At 65.3% G+C, this 18,127-nt stretch carries 15 protein-coding genes; 9 read left to right on the forward strand and 6 right to left on the reverse strand.

The window, feature by feature from the left end; translation table 11 throughout:
• Positions 1 to 6 precede the first annotated feature (6 nt).
• The 3 genes from AC1DWT_RS00555 to AC1DWT_RS00565 are packed head-to-tail and all read right to left on the reverse strand — an operon-like array spanning position 7 to position 3,206.
• On the reverse strand, positions 7 to 1,632 hold the full coding sequence (locus tag AC1DWT_RS00555) for a PEP-utilizing enzyme (protein ID WP_206013907.1): 1,626 nt from the start codon (positions 1,630 to 1,632) through the stop codon (positions 7 to 9).
• A gap of 3 nt (positions 1,633 to 1,635) precedes the next feature.
• The gene (locus AC1DWT_RS00560; protein WP_072946713.1) at positions 1,636 to 2,832 is read right to left on the reverse strand and encodes a hypothetical protein; all 1,197 of its coding nucleotides are present in this window, start codon (positions 2,830 to 2,832) and stop codon (positions 1,636 to 1,638) included.
• Complete coding sequence (locus AC1DWT_RS00565; RefSeq protein ID WP_206013908.1) at positions 2,829 to 3,206, reverse strand: PEP-utilizing enzyme; 378 nt, start codon at positions 3,204 to 3,206, stop codon at positions 2,829 to 2,831. Before AC1DWT_RS00565 ends, AC1DWT_RS00560 begins: the two co-directional genes overlap by 4 nt.
• A 191-nt stretch (positions 3,207 to 3,397) precedes the next feature.
• Between AC1DWT_RS00565 and AC1DWT_RS00570 the strand changes: the two genes are divergently transcribed.
• The 8 genes from AC1DWT_RS00570 to AC1DWT_RS00605 all read left to right on the forward strand — a co-directional run bounded on the left by AC1DWT_RS00570 (position 3,398) and on the right by AC1DWT_RS00605 (position 12,594).
• Positions 3,398 to 3,931 (forward strand): putative immunity protein, encoded by a 534-nt coding sequence (locus AC1DWT_RS00570; RefSeq protein ID WP_206013909.1) that lies wholly within the window; start codon positions 3,398 to 3,400, stop codon positions 3,929 to 3,931.
• Positions 3,932 to 4,009: 78 nt separating this feature from the next.
• Positions 4,010 to 5,089 carry an ABC transporter permease gene (locus AC1DWT_RS00575; RefSeq protein ID WP_206013910.1) on the forward strand — a complete coding sequence of 360 codons (1,080 nt, stop codon included), beginning with the start codon at positions 4,010 to 4,012 and terminating at the stop codon, positions 5,087 to 5,089.
• Positions 5,086 to 5,910, forward strand: coding sequence for an ABC transporter ATP-binding protein (locus tag AC1DWT_RS00580; protein ID WP_124391520.1), 825 nt, complete (start codon positions 5,086 to 5,088; stop codon positions 5,908 to 5,910). Before AC1DWT_RS00575 ends, AC1DWT_RS00580 begins: the two co-directional genes overlap by 4 nt.
• Positions 5,907 to 6,776 carry an ABC transporter ATP-binding protein gene (locus tag AC1DWT_RS00585; RefSeq protein WP_206013911.1) on the forward strand — a complete coding sequence of 290 codons (870 nt, stop codon included), beginning with the start codon at positions 5,907 to 5,909 and terminating at the stop codon, positions 6,774 to 6,776. Before AC1DWT_RS00580 ends, AC1DWT_RS00585 begins: the two co-directional genes overlap by 4 nt.
• Complete coding sequence (locus tag AC1DWT_RS00590) at positions 6,769 to 7,374, forward strand: TetR/AcrR family transcriptional regulator (RefSeq protein ID WP_477919395.1); 606 nt, start codon at positions 6,769 to 6,771, stop codon at positions 7,372 to 7,374. The genes AC1DWT_RS00585 and AC1DWT_RS00590 overlap by 8 nt, the downstream gene beginning before the upstream one ends.
• A gap of 514 nt (positions 7,375 to 7,888) precedes the next feature.
• The gene (gene rhaI / locus AC1DWT_RS00595; protein ID WP_206013913.1) at positions 7,889 to 9,055 is read left to right on the forward strand and encodes an L-rhamnose isomerase; all 1,167 of its coding nucleotides are present in this window, start codon (positions 7,889 to 7,891) and stop codon (positions 9,053 to 9,055) included.
• 9 nt (positions 9,056 to 9,064) lie between these two features.
• Positions 9,065 to 11,107: a bifunctional aldolase/short-chain dehydrogenase gene (locus AC1DWT_RS00600; protein WP_206013914.1), complete on the forward strand. Its 2,043-nt coding sequence runs from the start codon at positions 9,065 to 9,067 to the stop codon at positions 11,105 to 11,107.
• Between the two features lie 5 nt (positions 11,108 to 11,112).
• Positions 11,113 to 12,594, forward strand: coding sequence for a rhamnulokinase (locus AC1DWT_RS00605; RefSeq protein ID WP_206013915.1), 1,482 nt, complete (start codon positions 11,113 to 11,115; stop codon positions 12,592 to 12,594).
• A 1,039-nt stretch (positions 12,595 to 13,633) separates the two neighbouring features.
• On the opposite strand, the gene AC1DWT_RS00610 is transcribed toward AC1DWT_RS00605, so the two are convergent.
• From AC1DWT_RS00610 to AC1DWT_RS00620, 3 genes are all read right to left on the reverse strand, one after another.
• On the reverse strand, positions 13,634 to 14,626 hold the full coding sequence (locus AC1DWT_RS00610) for a sugar kinase (RefSeq protein ID WP_206013917.1): 993 nt from the start codon (positions 14,624 to 14,626) through the stop codon (positions 13,634 to 13,636).
• 73 nt (positions 14,627 to 14,699) lie between these two features.
• On the reverse strand, positions 14,700 to 15,449 hold the full coding sequence (locus tag AC1DWT_RS00615) for an SDR family oxidoreductase (protein WP_477919396.1): 750 nt from the start codon (positions 15,447 to 15,449) through the stop codon (positions 14,700 to 14,702).
• Between the two features lie 8 nt (positions 15,450 to 15,457).
• Positions 15,458 to 16,486 (reverse strand): zinc-dependent alcohol dehydrogenase, encoded by a 1,029-nt coding sequence (locus AC1DWT_RS00620; protein WP_206013919.1) that lies wholly within the window; start codon positions 16,484 to 16,486, stop codon positions 15,458 to 15,460.
• A gap of 232 nt (positions 16,487 to 16,718) precedes the next feature.
• Between AC1DWT_RS00620 and AC1DWT_RS00625 the strand changes: the two genes are divergently transcribed.
• Positions 16,719 to 18,053 (forward strand): L-fuconate dehydratase, encoded by a 1,335-nt coding sequence (locus AC1DWT_RS00625; RefSeq protein WP_206013920.1) that lies wholly within the window; start codon positions 16,719 to 16,721, stop codon positions 18,051 to 18,053.
• Positions 18,054 to 18,127 lie beyond the last annotated feature (74 nt).

The following is an 18,127-nucleotide window of genomic DNA, read 5'->3' on the forward strand; positions in this document are numbered from 1 at the left end:
AGTGGTTCAGCGAATGGGTGAGAAGGATCCGGGCATATCGTGTGCCAACAACGCTCCACCGAATATGGCCGCAGCCCGGTCGTCGTCGTCGAACGGATCAGGATAGAGCGCAAGGGTCTTCGGCGACATCGCCCAGTCGACCTGATCCGTCACCCCGGCCTGGGCGGCAAAGGGGCGAAGCCCTGAGGTGTACATGGTGGTGGCGGCCATGATTCGGTCGCTCCGGTCCATGGTGGCGAATTTCTGATACAGGCCCATGTGGCATCGGCTGAGATCCGCCGCAACACCCGGCCAGTCTTCCGGCGCGATCAGCTCACGGGTGCCGTCGGCGCGATACCCGTACACGGCAGCTTCGTCGACCACGGCGAGAAGTTGATCCGATTCGGTGAACGTCGTTCCCCAGTCGTTGATTTCGAATTCGGTGAACTTCGAGCGGTCGAACGTCAGGACCATCGTCAATCCGGTGTACGGCGGGTCCAGATCGTCTGCCCACGGATACGCCCATGCACTGGGGCCGAGGGAGAGGTAGTCCCGCACGATCGTCTGCCGGTTTTTCGTCGGCCGCGGATACGGACCGGAGTCGCAGATGCCGACCCGTGAATCACAGAAGTACAGGAACGAGTATCCCGAGACCGTGGCGTTCAGCCGCTTCAGGCTCTTCGCGGTGGTCGCGTCCAACGCCGTTGCCGCGCCGGCCAGCTCGTCGACGACGGCCGTCGACAGGTACCGGTTGGTGAATCCGGCGTCCTTGTAGTCGAGTGTGCCGTCACCACGATGCGCCAGGGTGAGCCGGCGCCAGAAATCCACGACGGTGCGAATATCGTCCCGATGGTCGCCGGGCTCGATGGTGCCCATCTGTATCAGGCACTCTCGACCGCAGAGAAAGTGGTAGCCGATCATCCAGATCCACAGCGGGCTGACCTTGTTCGGCCCCTCACGCAACCGGCGGCCCAACTCTTCCGCCGGCACAGCCGCGTCGATCACGCGTATCCGATCCACGTAGCTGTGGAAATCCTCGATGACCGACAGCGACATGTAGGGCAGCATCGGGAACAGTTCGGAGGTAAACCCGGATCGGCGGGTCAATTCGGGTTTGAATGCCCGGCCCATGTGCTGGACGAGATCGTCGAGACGGTCGTCGGTGAGTTCCTCGGAGAGGAGTGCCTCGAGCGCAGCGCCCGAGACGTCGACCGTGAAGTCCTTGACCGCGATCTCGTCTCCCACACGCCGGATGTATTCCCACCACGCGGCGCTCACATCCGCGGACCGGTCCGATGTGGTGTCAGGATCCGGGGAAGCAACGACCCCCGTCTGCTCTTCGATACGAAGCGTGATTTCGGTGCCGTCGGGGATGTCCTCGGACAGTTCGGTACCGACCAGACACGGGACCTCGAACTCTCGCGACACGATCGCCAGGTGTGAGCGGAGTGTTCCATCCAGGCAGACGATTCCCCCGAGCCGGCCCAGGATCGGTGACAGGAACGTCGTGCCGCCCGACGCGACCAGAGCGATCGTGGACTCGAGGTCGCTGTCGAGCGAGGCGATCACGTCGTCCGGCGACCGGAAATGGCGCACTGTTCCGGTAACCGGCGCAAAGGCGTACGACGGATTTCCCTTCCCGAGAATTGACATCGCCTAACCTCCCAGCGGACGGAAGCAACCGTCGCGGTCCTGCGGAACGAAGACGCCGCCGATCAACTGCAGCGCGAGGTCGGGATCGCTGAACTTCTGGAAGGATTCGGCGATCCGCGGCGTTATGGCCCAATCGATCTCGTCGTAGCAGCCGGCGAGCCGTGCCCACGCCTTGAGCTTCCACGCGTACATCTCGGTGGCGTACAGGTTGCGTTCCTCGGCATCGGTTTCGGCCAACCGCTGGTACAGCGCTCGGTGCGCCTTGCGGATCGCTTTGGTGGCCTCCTCGACCTCGTCGGCACCGAGTGGGCGGAGGGTGCCGTCGTCGGTGCAGAACACTCGGGTTTCGATGATGTCGGCCTGGTAGTCGCTGGGTGTGAACCAGGCAGTGCCCCACACGTTGTTGTCCATCTTCACCGTGGCGGGCAGTCGGTAGGCGATGACGAAATGATGGTAGGGCAGCGTTTCGCGGATGCCGTCGACCCAGGGGAAGTCTCCGTCACCGTCCGTGCAGGTCTCGCGCAGCGCGAGGAACGTGCCGTCCTCGAGCTGATAGGGCCCGGTGTCGCACACCGCGGTGCGTGCGTCGCAGTTCTCCAGGAATGCGTACGCGGTCAGCCGCGCACCGAATTTGCGAATCCCCGCCTTGACCTCGCCGTCGGCAGGGACCAGATGGGACCGGATCTCCGCCAGCACGTCGTCGTCGATGACATGAGAACTGTTCTCCGGCTCCGCGTCCATGTTGAACAGGACGTTGTCGGTGCGCATCGCAATGGTCGCCTCGCGCCAGAATCGGAGAACCTCGAGCTGATCCTCCAGACCATCCGACAGGGTGCTCTCTCCGAGGTCGACGAACAGCTCACGACCGGTGAGATAGTGCAGCGGGGTGGCCGCGAGGTTGATGAAGCTGCGCTTGTTGCCGATGGGCAGAGCCTTGCGCACCAGTTCGGTGGGGGTGGCGTGCTGCCGGATGGTGCGGATGCGCTCCGGCACCCTGAGGTAGTCCTCCATCATCGACATCAGGATGTAGGTGTTCATGCCGAACAGTTCCGACTCGAACACGGTCCGCGCGGACAGTTCGGACTTGTAGGCCGCACCCGCGGCGTGCACGAGCCAGTTCCATTCCTCGAGTGTGGGCTCGTAGGCCGGGTCCGTGTACAGAGCCTCCACGTTCACGGGAGTGGTCAGTTGCGCGGTCACGCCGTCACTGCCCCTGCAGCGACAGCAACGCGTGCGGTCTCGGTATCGGACAGGTCCAGCACCACGGTGTCGCCGTCTGCGATGGTTCCGATCAGTTCGGCGGCGAGCACGCAGGGCACGTCCGACTCTCGCGACAGGATCGCGAGGTGCGATTCCCGGCTGCCGGCTGTACAGACGATCGCGCGCAGATCGGGCAGGATCGGCGACAGGAAGGTCATCCCGCCCTTACTGACGAACGCGATCGTGTCCTCGAGATCTTCGTCGTCGATCGACAGCACGTCGGCCGTGTCGTTGAACCACCTCGCGGTACCGCGAACCTCCCCTGCGGTGAATAGGTTGACACCGGTCCCGACCTCGTTCAGGTCTCCGCTCATCACATACTCCGTTCGGCCCATTCGTGGGCGTGGGATTGTCTTGAACACGCACTTTCGTCGGTGTCAGGAAGGCTACGAGTGGCTGTGTCGTGCGCCACAGTCCACTTTGGGGGACAGTCTCGATACCGGTCACAGCGGCGGCACGCACACCGAATTCCTCCCAGTTGCGGCCGATGGTCGAAAATGGATCCATGGCAGGGGAAGCAACGGAAATCGTTCTGAGCAATCAGGATCTTCGTGAGGTCACCGCGTTCGCCGCGGGGTGCGCGGAGGGGGTACTCGAGATATTCGAGGCCGATCAGCCGGACGACGCACGGCCTCGCGACGCGATCACTACCGCGTGGGAGTTCGCTCGGGGTGGTGAGCGCGGGAAACCTCTGCGCGACGCAGCGTGGGCGGCGCTCGCGGCTGCCAAGGACACAGACACCGAGGCCGCGCGCGAGGCGGCGTGGGCGGCGATGACCGCGGCTGGCGCCGCCTACCTGCATCCCTTGGCGAAGGCCACCCAGGTCAAGCACATACTCGGAGCGGCCGCGTACGCGGCGAGAGCGGCCGAACTCGTCGCCGGGGACGATCCGACCGTCGGCGCCGAACACGTCGAGCAAGCGGTCCAGCGTGCGACACCAGTCGTCGTCGACGTACTCGGACGCTTTCCGGTGGCACCGGGTGGCGGCGGACGGGTCGGCGAGTTGATCCGCATGCTGGACGCCGCCCTTCGGCAGTGACAGACGCGGCGGATCTCCGACAAAGCGTGTAATTCATCAACCGTTGACCCAGGCCATTCGGCGTGCCTAGCATCGAATATGCGCGCCATGATTCTCAAGGAATTTCGCGAACTTCGGCGGGACCCCCGCACATTGGCGATGTTGATCGCGCTGCCTCTTCTCCTGCTCGTCATCTTCGGCTACGCGGCCAACTTCTATGTGTCCTCCGTCGAGACGGCAGTCATGGGTCCCTCGGCTCAGCAGGTGAGCACGTCGTTGCCGCCGTTCTTCGACGTGACGCAGACAGACGTCGGCGGCTCGACCACCCAGGCGACGGATCTGTTGCGGGAGAACAAAGTCGACGTCGTCGTGGTGACCGGCTCGACCCCGGCCGAGCAGTCGACGGCACTGGTGGACGGCTCGAATCTGTTCGCTGCCCAGTCGACGGTGTCGATCCTGAACAAACTCGGCGACCAGGTCCGCACCGAGGTGTTGTTCAATCCCGACCTGAAGACGTCGTGGGTGATGGTGCCGGCGATCATCGGCCTGATCCTCACTTTCATCGGCACGATCGTCACCAGCATCGGTCTGGTCCGGGAACGCGAGGCCGGGACCCTCGAACAACTGGCGGTCATGCCGATCCGGCCGAGTCAGGTGATCCTGGGCAAGATCGTGCCCTATTTTCTGCTCGCCGCACTGGACATGACCGTCGTGACGGTGCTGGGCATGGTGCTGTTCGGGGTGCCGTTCAACGGCAATGTACTGGTGTTCGCGCTGGGCGCCGCGCTCTTCCTGTTCGTCGTCCTCGGTCTCGGTGTGCTGATATCGACGATCTCGCAGACCACCGGACAAGCGATCCAAACGGCATTCCTGTTCCTGATGCCACAGATTTTGTTGTCCGGCATGATTTTTCCGCTCGATGCAATGGCGGCAGGGGTTCGCTGGATCGGCTATCTGCTTCCGCTGACCTATTTCACGATGATCTCGCAGGGCGTGATGTTGCGTGATGCGCCGATCTCGTCGTTGTGGTTGCCGCTGGTCGTGTTGGCCGTGATGGCGATCGTGGTCTTCACCGGGTCGACGCTTCGTTTCCGGCGAGATCTCGCGCCGGACGTCTCGAAGGCGAGTAAGCCCGAGGGGTCGAAATCGGTCGATCCGACCGGTGCGGACGCCTCGTGATCGCCGCGACCGAGTCCGTCGTCGTCCGGTTCGGCGACCGGACAGCCCTCGACGGAGTGAGCATCGACGTGCCTGCCGGCCAGGTGGTGGCCTTGGTCGGAGGAGACGGGGCGGGAAAGTCGACCCTGTTGCGGACGTTCGTCGGGGAGGTCCTCCCCGACAGTGGGACCGTCCACGCCCCCGGCAAGCACGAAATCGGGTTCCTCTGCGCGGGCCCGGGGAGCTGGGCGGCCTTGACGGTCCGGCAGAACATGGATTTCGTCGGCGGCATCTATGGCCTGAGCGGCAACGAATTGGCCGAGCGGCGCGAGGAACTCATCGACCGGGCCGGGCTGGGTGATGCGGCGGACCGACTCGCCTCGGCGTTGTCCGGAGGGATGCGGCGCAAACTGGGCACGGCGATGGCCATGCTGCACCGACCCAAGATGCTGATCCTCGACGAACCGAGCACCGGCGTCGACCCCGTGAGCCGCATCGACCTGTGGCGATTGATCTCGGAAGCCGCCGCTGACGGGGCAGCAGTGGTGATGTCGACGACATACCTCGACGAGGCCGAGCGAGCCGGGCATCTCGTCGTCCTCGACTCCGGCCGGATCCTGACCCAGGGCTCCTACGACGAGGTGCGCGCCGGATTCACCGGCGCCATCACCTCGGCAGCGGATCCGGTACGACCGGAGTGGTCGTGGCGCCGCGGCCGGGAGCGTCACGAGTACTGGGAGGACGGACACCCCGGCACCGACGCCGCGACCATCACGCCAGACCTCGAAGACATCGTCATCGCGTTGTCGCTGACACGTCGGCGGGAGGTCGGGGCATCATGACCGGTGAGGTACTACGGGCACGCTCGGTGACCCGGAAGTTCGGTGACTTCACTGCCGTCGACTCGATGTCGATGACCGTCGCCCCCGGAGAGGTGGTCGGTCTTCTCGGCGCCAACGGTGCCGGGAAGACCACGCTGATCCGGATGCTCCTGGGTTTGCTCGCCGCGACGAAAGGTGCGGTCGAGTTGCTCGGCGGTCCACCGGACCGAAAGCGCCGGGCGCGCATGGGTTACGTGCCCCAGAACCTCGGTCTCTACCGCGATCTGACCGTCGAAGAGAACCTGGCCTTCAGCGCGGAGGCCTACGGTGTCCCCGTGCCCGGTGTTCCTGCCGAACTCCACGACGCGCGCAACACCCTCGTCCGCGAACTGGCCCTGGGCTCGCAACGACAGGTGGCGTTCGTCGTGGCCCTGGCACACGAACCCAACGTGCTGGTGTTGGACGAGCCGACCTCCGGCGTGGACGCACTGTCCCGGGCAAGACTGTGGGACACGATCCGGCAGCAGGCCGACAACGGCGTCGGCGTCCTGGTGACCACCCATTACATGGAAGAAGCGCAGCAGTGTGATCGCCTGTTGCTGATGTCGTCCGGGCAACTCGTCGGCGCCGGAAGCGAGGACGACATCATCGGCGACACCCGCGCGGTCGCGGTGCACACTCCGGAATGGGCGCAGGCATTCGCGGCACTGAACGATGCCGGAATCCCCGTGATCCTGGACGGCCGTGCGATCCGAGTTCCGGACACGGATCCGGCGACGATCGATTCCGTACTGGACTCAGCCGGCATCGCCGCCGACATCCGGCCCGTGCGCGCCACCATCGAAGAGCGCATGCTGGTCCTCGCGCGTGCCGGAGCACATGGATAGTCGCGCTCCCGGCCGGCCGAAGGTCGTTGCCGACTCCGCCGACAAGCGCGACACCATTCTGCGGTCGGCACGAGAGCTGTTCTCCGATCGCGGCTTCGACCGAACGACCATGCGCGCCATCGCCAAAGAGGCCGGAGTCGACCCGGCGCTCATCCATCACTACTTCGGCAACAAGAACGCGCTGCTGGTGGCCGCCCTGCAGCCGGAGGTCGACGCGAAGACCGTATTCTCCGGAATCACCCCCGAGACCGACGCGCCCGGTGAGATCTTCGTCCGACGCGTACTCGAATTCTGGGAGACGAACCCACAGCAGCGAGCACGGGCAATCGCGCTGCTGCGAGTCGCCGTCACGCACGACGAGATCGCCATGCGAGTACGAGATTTCTTCCTCGGACTCGTGCAGCGCGCACTCGGCGATGTCGTCCGCAGCGATCACCAGGACGAGCGCTACGCACTGGTGGTCAGCCAAACGGCCGGGCTGGCGATATCGAAGTACATCCTCCTGCTACCCGAMGTCGCCAACGCCTCCATAGAGATTCTCGCTCAGCGAGTGGGGCCGAACATCGACAACTACCTATTCAGCAACTTCGACGGGTAACGAGTGACCGCTCCCGCGGTGTTCGATCTCCGCCGCGGGCTCTTTCGCTGCTTCTTCCCGGTCGATGCGGGCGAACACGAGGTGCAAACACCGCGATCGCCCGCACCTCGTCGACTGGCGTGGCCGCGGGCAGGCTGGATACTCGATTCCGACGGCCTGTGACCCTCGTACACGGACGCAGCCGTCTACCTGGAACAACTTTTCATTAGATGATTTTGCATCCGTGACTCGATCGCCGGGAATCTCCGAAGCTCGGGTAATTGTGGCAATTCCTTGCACGAGGTCGCGTAGACGGCCTACCGGTTCCGCCATCCAGGCAATCAAGTCCGGGCGGTCTGACGTCGCGTAACTTGCTGTGTGCACCTAGTTCTGCATGAAAGAGGCGATCCCGAACCGAGTCCGTTGAGACCCGCCCTCTGCAACTCCTCAACCCGGGTCATTGACAGACATCGGACATGGGGCGTTACACTGCTCACACTTTGAATCGATTTATTCATCTGATGAAAGTGACCTAATGCGGAACTTCAGCGATATCGCGGGATTGCTCGCGGACCAGGCCATCGAGCTCCCCTCGTGGGCGTTCGGTAACTCCGGCACCCGCTTCAAGGTGTTCAGCACCGCCGGGGTGCCCCGCGACCCCTACGAGAAGATCGCCGATGCGGCGAAGGTGCACGAGCTGACCGGGCTGGCGCCGTCGGTGGCCCTGCACATCCCGTGGGACCTGGTGGACGACTTCGACAAACTGGGCACGCACGCGGCGAACCTCGGGGTGCGGCTGGGCACGATCAACACCAACACGTTCCAGGACGAGGACTACAAGTTCGGCAGCCTCACCCACGTCGACGACAAGGTCCGCGCGAAGGCGATCGCGCACATGCACGAGTGCATCGACATCATGGACGTCACCGGCAGCCGGGACCTGAAGATCTGGCTCCCGGACGGCACCAACTACCCCGGCCAGGGTGATCTGCGTGGTCGCCAGGACCGGCTGGCCGACTCGCTGCGGCAGGTGTACGCGCGCCTCGGTGAGCAGCAGCGACTGGTGCTCGAATACAAGTTCTTCGAGCCCGCCTTCTACGCCACCGACGTCCCGGACTGGGGCACCTCGTACGCGCACTGCGTCGCGCTCGGCGAACGGGCCCTGGTGTGCCTGGACACCGGCCATCATGCGCCGGGCACCAACATCGAGTTCATCGTCGCCCAGTTGCTGCGCCTGGGCCGGCTCGGCTCGTTCGACTTCAACTCCCGCTTCTACGCCGACGACGACCTGATCGTGGGCGCGGCGGACCCGTTCCAGCTCTTCCGCATCATGTTCGAGGTCGTCCGCGGCGGCGGGTACGGACCCGGCAGCGGCGTGGCGTTCATGCTCGATCAGTGCCACAACGTGGAGGAGAAGATCCCCGGGCAGATCCGCTCGGTCCTGAACGTGCAGGAGATGACCGCCCGCGCCCTGCTCGTCGACCGCGACGCGCTGGCCGAGGCCGAACGCGACGGCGACGTCCTCGGCGCCAACGAGGTGTTCATGGACGCCTTCTACACCGATGTCCGCTCGGACCTGACCGACTGGCGCAGCTCGCGCGGTCTGCCCGCGAATCCGATGCGGGCCTTCCGCGACAGCGGGTACGCAGACCACATCGCCGCCGAACGAGTCGGTGGCACCCAAGCCGGATGGGGAGCCTGAAAGAACATCATGAGCGACAACACCAACACCACCGTCGAGCAGTTGCTGGCCCGATCGAACCGCCTCGGGTCCGATCCGAAGAACACCAACTACGCCGGCGGCAACACCTCCGCCAAGGGCTCCGAGATCGACCCGGTCACCGGGGAGAGCGTCGAGCTGTTGTGGGTCAAGGGGTCCGGCGGTGACCTCGGCACCCTCACCGAGAAGGGTTTGGCCGCACTGCGACTGGACCGGATGCGGGCCCTCGTCGACGTCTACTCGGGCGTCGAGCGAGAGGACGAGATGGTCGCCGCGTTCGACTACTGCCTGCACGGCAAGGGCGGTGCCGCCCCCTCGATCGACACCGCCATGCACGGTCTCGTCGACGCCGCCCATGTCGATCACCTGCACCCCGATTCCGGCATCGCGATCGCCACCGCCAAGGACGGCGAACAGCTCACCAAGACCATCTTCGGCGACAAGGTCGTGTGGGTGCCGTGGCGGCGGCCCGGCTTCCAGCTCGGACTCGACATCGCCGAGGTCAAAGACGCCCACCCCGATGCCATCGGCACTATCCTCGGCGGCCACGGCATCACCGCCTGGGGCACCACCAGCGACGAGGCCGAAGCCAACTCGAAGTGGATCATCGACACCGCGCAGGCGTACCTCGATCAGCACGGATCCGCCGCACCGTTCGGCGGTGTCGTCGACGGGTTCACCGCCCTGCCCGCAGACGAGCGGCGCGCCAAGGCCGCCGCGCTGGCGCCGCACCTGCGCAAGGTGGCCTCCCGCGACAAGGCGATGGTCGGGCACTTCAGTGATTCCGACGTCGTCCTCGAGTTCCTCGCCAGCGAAAAGCTGGGCCCGTTGGCCGAACTCGGCACCTCCTGCCCGGACCACTTCCTGCGCACCAAGGTCAAGCCGCTGGTGCTGGACCTGCCCGCCGCCGCGTCCGTCGAGGACGCCGTCGCCCGGCTGGCCGAGCTGCACGAGGCGTACCGGGCCGATTACCAGGCCTACTACGACCGGCACGGCGCGGACTCTCCCACGATCCGCGGCGCCGACCCGGCGATCATCCTGGTCCCCGGCGTGGGCATGTTCTCCTACGGCAAGGACAAGCAGACCGCCCGCGTGGCCGGCGAGTTCTACACCAACGCGATCAACGTGATGCGTGGTGCCGAAGCCGTCTCCGCCTACGCCCCGATCGACGAGAGCGAGAAGTTCCGCATCGAGTACTGGGCGCTCGAGGAGGCGAAACTGCAGCGCATGCCCAAGCCCCGCTCCCATGCCGGCCGGATCGCGCTGGTCACCGGCGCCGCCGGCGGCATCGGCAAGGCCATCGCCACCCGCCTGGCGGCCGAGGGTGCCTGCGTGGTGATCGCCGACCTCGATGCGGACAAGGCCCGGGCCGCCGCCGAGGAGATCGGCACCGCCGACGTCGCGGTCGGTGTCGCGGCCGATGTCACCGACGCCGCCCAGGTTCGTGCCGCCGTCGACGCGACCCTGCTCGCCTTCGGCGGGATCGACCTGCTCGTCAACAACGCCGGCCTGTCCATCTCCAAGCCGCTGCTGGAAACCTCCGAGAAGGACTGGGATCTGCAGCACGACGTGATGGCCAAGGGCAGCTTCCTGATGGCCCAGGCCGCCGCGAAGGCCATGATCGACCAGGAACTCGGCGGTGACATCGTCTACATCTCCTCCAAGAACTCGGTCTTCGCCGGCCCCAACAACATCGCCTACAGCGCGGTGAAAGCCGACCAGGCGCACCAGGTCCGGCTCCTCGCCGCAGAACTCGGCGGCCACGGCATCAAGGTCAACGGCATCAACCCCGACGGCGTGGTCCGCGGGTCCGGCATCTTCGCCGGCGGCTGGGGCGCCCAGCGCGCCGCGGTGTACGGGGTCGAGGAGAACAAGCTCGGTGAGTTCTACGCCCAGCGCACCCTGCTCAAGCGGGAGGTGCTGCCCGATCACGTCGCCAACGCCGCCGCGCTGATCACCTCCGACGAATTCAGTCACACCACCGGTCTGCACATCCCCGTCGACGCCGGCGTCGCCGCCGCCTTCCTCCGGTAAACCCCATGCCTGCCAGAGTTTTCGGTGCCGTCGACATCGGCGCCTCCAGTGGCCGGGTGATCGCCGGGGTGGTCGACGGCGGCCGCACCACCCTGCACACCGTGCACCGCTTCACCAACGGAGTCCGCGAACGGGACGGGCATCTGCGCTGGAACATCACCGGCCTCTACCGGGAGGTGCTTACCGGTCTGCGGGCCCTCGCGGTCGGGTTCCCGGAGGTCGAATCGATCGGCATCGACACCTGGGCGGTGGACTACGGACTGCTCGACGGCGACGGGAACCTGCTCGCCGAACCGATCTCCTACCGGGACGACCGCACCGATGCGGTGATCGACGCCGTCCACGACCGCATCGACCCGCAGGCCCTGTATGGGATCAACGGCCTGCAATACCTGCCGTTCAACACCATGTACCAACTCGTCGCCGAGCAGAAGTCGCAGCTGTGGGACCGGGCCGCGCACATCGTGCTGCTGCCGGATCTGCTGGCGTACTGGCTCACCGGCGAGCTGCGGACCGAGACGACGAACGCCTCCACGACCGGTCTGCTCGACGTGCGCACCGGAACCTGGTCGCGGGAACTGCTCACCCGTCTCGACATCCCGCGGTCGCTACTGCCGCCGCTGCAGCAGCCGGGCAAACAGCGCGGGATACTGCGGGCAGAGCTGGCGGACTGCACCGGGCTTTCGCAGTCGACGGCGGTGACAACGGTCGGCTCCCACGACACCGCATCGGCGGTGGCCGCAGTCCCGGCCACGGACACCCGATTCGCCTACATCTCCAGCGGCACCTGGTCGCTCGCCGGTGTCGAACTCGCCGCCCCGGTGCTGACCGAGGACGCCCGCCGCGCCAATTTCACCAACGAGGGCGGCGTCGACCGGCGCACCCGCTTCCTCCGCAATGTCGGGGGCCTGTGGCTGCTCCAGGAATCCCTGCGCACCTGGACCGACGAGGGACGCAACCCGGAGCTGAACGCCTTGCTTGCCGAGGCCGCGACAATCCCCGCCGGCGGACCGGAAGTCGATGTCGACGACGCCGAGTTCATCCGCCCCGGCGACATGCCCACCCGGATCTGCACGGCCGCGGGACTGCCGTCGTCGACGAGCCCGGCCAAGGTGGTCCGCTGCATCCTCGACTCACTGGCCACCGCGTACCGCGACACCGTCCGCGAGGCGGTCGCACTGACCGGGGCGGAGGTGGAGGTGATCCATATCGTCGGAGGCGGTTCCCAGAACGCGCTGCTGTGCCAGCTGACGGCCGACCGAACCGGACTGCCCGTCATCGCCGGCCCCATTGAAGCGACCGCACTCGGGAACGTCCTGGTCCAGGCCCGCGCCCACGGGGCTGCACCGGACACCCTCGAAGACATCCGCAGTATGTTGGCGCAGACCCAGCGAACTCGGCGATACAAGCCATTCCGCCGACCGACTGTCACCACCGGAACATCGGCAACCGGCTGTCGTTGGCCGCTTCGCAATTTGGTCGAATGAGCGGCGTAGCTCGCACGTCGACGGCATGCGGGTGCGCGACACCGGCATCACGATTGCGTTCGTGCCCCTCGCGAGCCCGAGCATCTCCGACGGAGTCGGGGAGCGTGCCGCGACACGACACGACCCGAGCAAAAGCCATCGCCTCGGCGACAGGTTGATTACACCATCCACCTCTTAGATAGCGGAGTTGACAATGACCGAATGGAATATCGGCGCCCCGCTGCCACCCGTCGCAGGTGGCGGGCCGACACGAAGCAAGGCGGAACTCAATCGACAAGTGCGCCGGTACGCAACCGAACGTCGGCGAGACATTCGACGACGACGGATAAGACCCAGCATCGACCGACAGGCCCGCGCCCGCGAATCGTCCGACATCATCGCACTGGCTCGTATCTGGATTCCGTACGGTGGCGTACCCGCCGAGCTGATCTTTGAACGATTCGGGATTGTTGAGCACGATTTTCTCGAGAGATTGTGGAAAGCGGCCGAGACCACGGGCTGTGCATCCGATCTCGTTCGAGAGTTGTCTTCGGTCTACCCGCGTCACACGAAACCGGACGATTAGGGCGATTCCAGCGACGGTGCGCCTGGGACAAATGATGACCTTCTTGCTCGCCCCGCCGTCGCACCGTCGCCGCAGGAATCGCAGTACTCGACGTCCCGGGGGATCCATGTTCACGATGCCGGTCGTGTCCTTGCTGTCCGTGTTCATCACCTTCCTCGTGGGACATGAAAAGCCCTGAGAAGTGCATTTGCGACGTCCGGCATCAAGTAGGCCGCCGGAACTAGTGGGCACGAGGACTGTGTGAAGCGGTATCACCGACAGTGACGCCAAGAATGGCCTTGAATCGACGATTCAAAGCCATTTTCAGCTTGACGGGAACGTCTCTACGTAAGGGACTCGGTACGGGGTGATCCGCTGAAAAATGCGGCTGCTCTCGCGAGACTGGTACCGGTGAGACCAGGTTCGCAGTCGGCCTTCCCTACGGAGCGCTCAACTGTACGGAAATACAAGTGTGGGTGTGAGTGTCATGATTCTTCAGCGAAGAACGTCGTCGGAGATGAACGGTACTGAGAGGTCGCTCAGACGAGGAAGTCCCTCACAGTCACCCGGCACCGCCACCGCGAGTGCGCCGACGCGGACAGCCGTTTCCAGACGGCCCTCGGGAGAGGAGTTGTTCAGGCGTTCGGTGAGGTAGCCGGCGACGAATGCGTCGCCGGCACCGACGGTGTCGATGGCGTGCACGGCGTATGCATCGCGTCGGTGGCGCTGTCCGTCGATTACTGCGGTGGCGCCGTGGGCGCCGTTCTTGATGATCGCTTCCTTCGGCCCGAGCGCAGTCAGCGCGGTGGCGAGTTCGACGGCGGTTGCGCCGGCTCCGATTCCGAGAACCAGTTGGGCTTCGTCCGGTCCGGCGAAGAGGATGTCGGCTCGGGAGGCGAGATTACGCAGGGTGGGGGCGGCGGCCTCGGGATCCCAGAGTTTGCGGCGGTAGTTGATGTCGACGGAGATGAGAACCCCGGCGGTGCGTGCGATGTTTATCGCGGCGAGCACGGTGTCGGCGGCGGTGGCGCTCAGGGCGGGAGTAATACCTGTGACGTGCAGGATCGCCGACTGTCGGATCGCGTCGTCGGGGACGTCGTCAGGGCTGATCCGCGAGGCGGCGCTGTGGTGGCGGTGGTAGTCCAGGTGCCCGGCGTGGGCGAAGCGGTGGTGCTTGATCATCACGCCGGTGGGGCTGCTTTCGTCGCGGACTGCGAGCGTCGTGACTTGTTCTGCGCGGAGGCGTCGTTCGATCATGTCACCGGTAGCGTCGGTACCGACGCGGCCGAACCAGGTGGCTGAACCACCGAGGCGGGCGACGCCGATCGCGACGTTGGACTCGGCGCCGCCGATGCCGTACCGGAACTGGCGCGACATTTCCAGCGGCCCGACGTCCAGGGCGGTGAGCAAGCCCATCGTCTCGCCGAACGTGATCAATCCCCCTCCTCCGCTTGGCGTCGGGGAGGTGGGTTCAAGCGAGATCGTCATGGTGCACTCCTCATTCTGTCGACRGATCTATCGGCGACGATGTGCCTTCCGGGAATCGGCGGGGGTCATCGTTCTAGCGGCCGAGCCAGCCTCCGTCGACGGGCAGTGTGATGCCGGAAACGTAGTCGGAGGCCGGACTTGAGAGGAACACCGCAACACCGGCCAGGTCGGTGGCCTTCCCCCATCTGCCCGCAGGGATACGGTCGAGGATCGCGCTGCTTCGCTCGGGATCGTCCTGCAGTGCCCGGGTGTTGTCCGTGGCTATGTAGCCGGGTGCGATGGCATTGACGTTGACACCCTGGCTTGCCCATTCGTTGGCCAGTGCCTTGGTCAGCCCGGCGATCGCGGACTTCGAGGCCGTGTAGCCGGGGACGTTGATCCCGCCCTGGAAGCTCAGCAGTGACGCGGTGAAGATAATCTTGCCAGAGCCGCGTGCGAGCATTGACCGTCCGACGGCCTGGCTGAGCACGAACTGGCTGTCGAGGTTGACGGTAAGGACCCGATCCCACATGTCCAGGGGGTGTTCGGCGGCCGGTGTCCGTTCGATGGTTCCGGCGTTGTTCACCAGAATGTCGATGGTTTCGGTCGCCAATTCGGCGGCCAGGTCGAGTACGGCATCACGGTCTGCGAAGTCGACCTGGTGGGCGGTGAACTTTCCGCCGACCGCTTCGACCCGTTGCTGCACAAGACTTCCGACGGGCTCGAGGGTCGCGCTGACACCGATGATGTCGGCGCCGGCTGCGGCCAGCGCCTCGGCGATCGCAAGTCCGATGCCGCGCTTCGCTCCGGTCACGACCGCGGTTCTCCCGGTCAAATCGAACATCGGATTCGTCATTTCCGACCTCCGGAGGCGACGTCGATCAGAACCTTCATGGCACGTCCGCTCTCGAGTTCGGAGAACGCCGCGGCGGTGCGGGTGATGGGCTGGATGCTGCTGATCAGTGCGTCGGCCGGAACGATCCCGGCGTCGAGAAGCTCGATGGCACGTTCGAAGTCGCTGCGTTCGTACACCCGCGCCCCCAGGATTCGGAGCTCGCGCCAGAACACCCGCTGCAGGTCGACCGGGCGTGGCTGGGGGTGGATGGCGACGACGACGATGGTTCCGCGTACTTTCACCAGTTCCGTCGATCCTAGAACGGCGGCGGCCGCGCCGGACACCTCGAAGGCGACGTCCGCGCCCGTGTGTCCGGTCCACTCGTTCACCCAGGCGGCTTGATCGGTGGTTGTCGGGTCGAGAACGTCGAACCCCAGTTCCGCGACAGCTGCGCGACGCCGGGGATCCACTTCGATGACGACGATGTCGGCTCCGCTGTGTCGGGCGACGGTGGCGATCAGGACGCCGATCGGCCCGCCTCCGATCACCACGACACGGTCGCCCGGTGACACCTCGGCGCGGCGGACGTCGTGGACGGCGACGGCGACCGGTTCCACCAGCGCGGCGTGGTCGAGTCGCAGACTGTCCGGCAGCGTCACCAGTACGTCGGCGTCGACATTCCAGAATCGTTGCAGCGCTCCGGGAGAGTCGATGCCGACGAAGTTCAGATTGTGGCAGAGGTGGTGGTGGCCGGCGATGCACGCCGGGCAGGTTCCGTCCCAGTCCAGCGGCATGACCGTGACGCGGTCACCCACGCTCCACCGGTCGACCCCCTCCCCGACTGCGGCTACCACGCCGCTCATCTCGTGGCCGACGACGGCCGGCATCGTGACGCGGGCGTCCATGTGCCCGTGCAGGATGTGCAGATCCGTTCCGCAGATGCCGGCGTACGCGACCTCGACCTGTACCTGACCGGCGTGCACCGGTTCAGGATCCTGCTCTCGTATCTCGATCTTGTGGGCACCCACATAGCTGACCGTCAGCACGGGGCCTCCTTTCGCTTGGGGTTCCTCATGATTCTCGCGCGATACATCTGATGTCAAGATGAAGGATCGCGACGAAGATTGGCGTCGAAGTGCATTTATATCCGATCGTCACACACCCTGTCGAGCCGTTGCTCACAATTCATCTGATCTATACACTGACAAATACCTCGGTATCACTCGGCGGACTTGTACCGCGCGAGCGGACCTTTCCCCTACCCGATTCGGGAGTGACATGACCACGATCATTGGCGTCGACGCCATCGACCTACGTTTTCCAACGTCCCTGAGCCTCGATGGATCGGACGCGATGAACAAAGACGGCGACTACTCGGCCGCGTATGTGGTCATCACGACCGATGATCCTCACCTGTCGGGCTTCGGATTCACCTTCACGATCGGTCGCGGCAACGACGTGTGCACACTCGCGGCACTGCGGCGTGGTGAGCCGTTGATCGGAATGGACCTGCGTGAGGTCATCGGCGACCTGGGCGGGATATACCGCTACCTGAAGTCGGACTCGCAGATGCGGTGGCTGGGACCGGAAAAGGGTGTCGAGCACCTGGCGATGGCCGCCGTCATGAACGCGGTGTGGGACCTGGCCGCGCGGGCGGCGGGCAAGCCGTTGTGGCGGCTGCTGGTCGATATGTCGCCCGAAGAGTTGGTCGAGGTTGCAGATCTGACCTATCTGTCCGACGTGCTGACCCGTGACGAGGCCGTCGCCCTGCTGTCCGAGCTCGAGGCGACCCGCGCGAATCGCATCGCCACGCTCACCGATACCGGGTACCCCTGCTACACGACGAGTGCCGGCTGGCTCGGGTACTCGGACGACAAACTGCGTCGGCTGTGCCAGGAGGCGGTCGATGCGGGGTACAAGCACATCAAGCTGAAGGTCGGAGCGAACCGCGCGGACGACATCCGACGATTGAGCATCGCGCGGGACGTGATCGGATACGACGCGAATCTGATGATCGACGCCAACCAGGTGTGGGACGTGCCCGAGGCCATCGAGTGGGTGCGGGCATTGGCACAGTTCCAGCCTCTGTGGATCGAGGAACCGACCAGTCCCGACGACATCCTCGGGCACGCCGCAGTACGGAAGGCCGTGGCGCCGATCGGGGTGGCCACCGGTGAGCACGGCATGAATCGCGTGCTGTTCAAGCAGATGTTCCAGGCGGAGGCTATCGACTTCTGCCAGCTGGACTCGGCCCGGCTCGCCAGCGTCAACGAGATCCTCGCGGTCTATTTGATGGCGAAGAAGTTCGGCGTCCCGGTATGCCCCCACGCGGGCGGGGTCGGTCTGTGCGAACTGGTGCAACACCTTTCGATCTTCGACTATGTCGCGGTGTCGGGCTCACTGGACGGACGGGTCACGGAGTACGTCGACCACCTGCATGAGCATTTCGTCGAACCCTGCGTCGTCCGCAACGGTGCGTATGTCCTTCCCACGGCAGCGGGATACAGCGCGGAAATCTACAGCAGCACCATCGACGAGTTCGCGTTCCCGAACGGCAGTTACTGGTCGGGCCGGTCTCACGCCGTCGCGCACTCCGCATCCGTGTCCAGCTGAGTTGCCAGATACTGCTCGACTCCGAGCGAACGCATGCTCAGCGTGCGTCCGTGAGTCGACGTTCTCCTCGTGCG

Source organism: Rhodococcus sp. P4_B6 (assembly GCF_056402215.1).

Coding starts and splice junctions, on each gene's coding strand:
- AC1DWT_RS00570 (WP_206013909.1), top strand. CDS start 3,398: ATGGCAGGGGAAGCAACGGAAATCGTTCTGAGCAATCAGGATCTTCGT.
- AC1DWT_RS00565 (WP_206013908.1), bottom strand. CDS start 3,206: ATGAGCGGAGACCTGAACGAGGTCGGGACCGGTGTCAACCTATTCACC.
- AC1DWT_RS00605 (WP_206013915.1), top strand. CDS start 11,113: ATGCCTGCCAGAGTTTTCGGTGCCGTCGACATCGGCGCCTCCAGTGGC.
- rhaI (WP_206013913.1), top strand. CDS start 7,889: ATGCGGAACTTCAGCGATATCGCGGGATTGCTCGCGGACCAGGCCATC.
- AC1DWT_RS00600 (WP_206013914.1), top strand. CDS start 9,065: ATGAGCGACAACACCAACACCACCGTCGAGCAGTTGCTGGCCCGATCG.
- AC1DWT_RS00575 (WP_206013910.1), top strand. CDS start 4,010: ATGCGCGCCATGATTCTCAAGGAATTTCGCGAACTTCGGCGGGACCCC.
- AC1DWT_RS00555 (WP_206013907.1), bottom strand. CDS start 1,632: ATGTCAATTCTCGGGAAGGGAAATCCGTCGTACGCCTTTGCGCCGGTT.
- AC1DWT_RS00615 (WP_477919396.1), bottom strand. CDS start 15,449: ATGTTCGATTTGACCGGGAGAACCGCGGTCGTGACCGGAGCGAAGCGC.
- AC1DWT_RS00625 (WP_206013920.1), top strand. CDS start 16,719: ATGACCACGATCATTGGCGTCGACGCCATCGACCTACGTTTTCCAACG.
- AC1DWT_RS00585 (WP_206013911.1), top strand. CDS start 5,907: ATGACCGGTGAGGTACTACGGGCACGCTCGGTGACCCGGAAGTTCGGT.
- AC1DWT_RS00610 (WP_206013917.1), bottom strand. CDS start 14,626: ATGACGATCTCGCTTGAACCCACCTCCCCGACGCCAAGCGGAGGAGGG.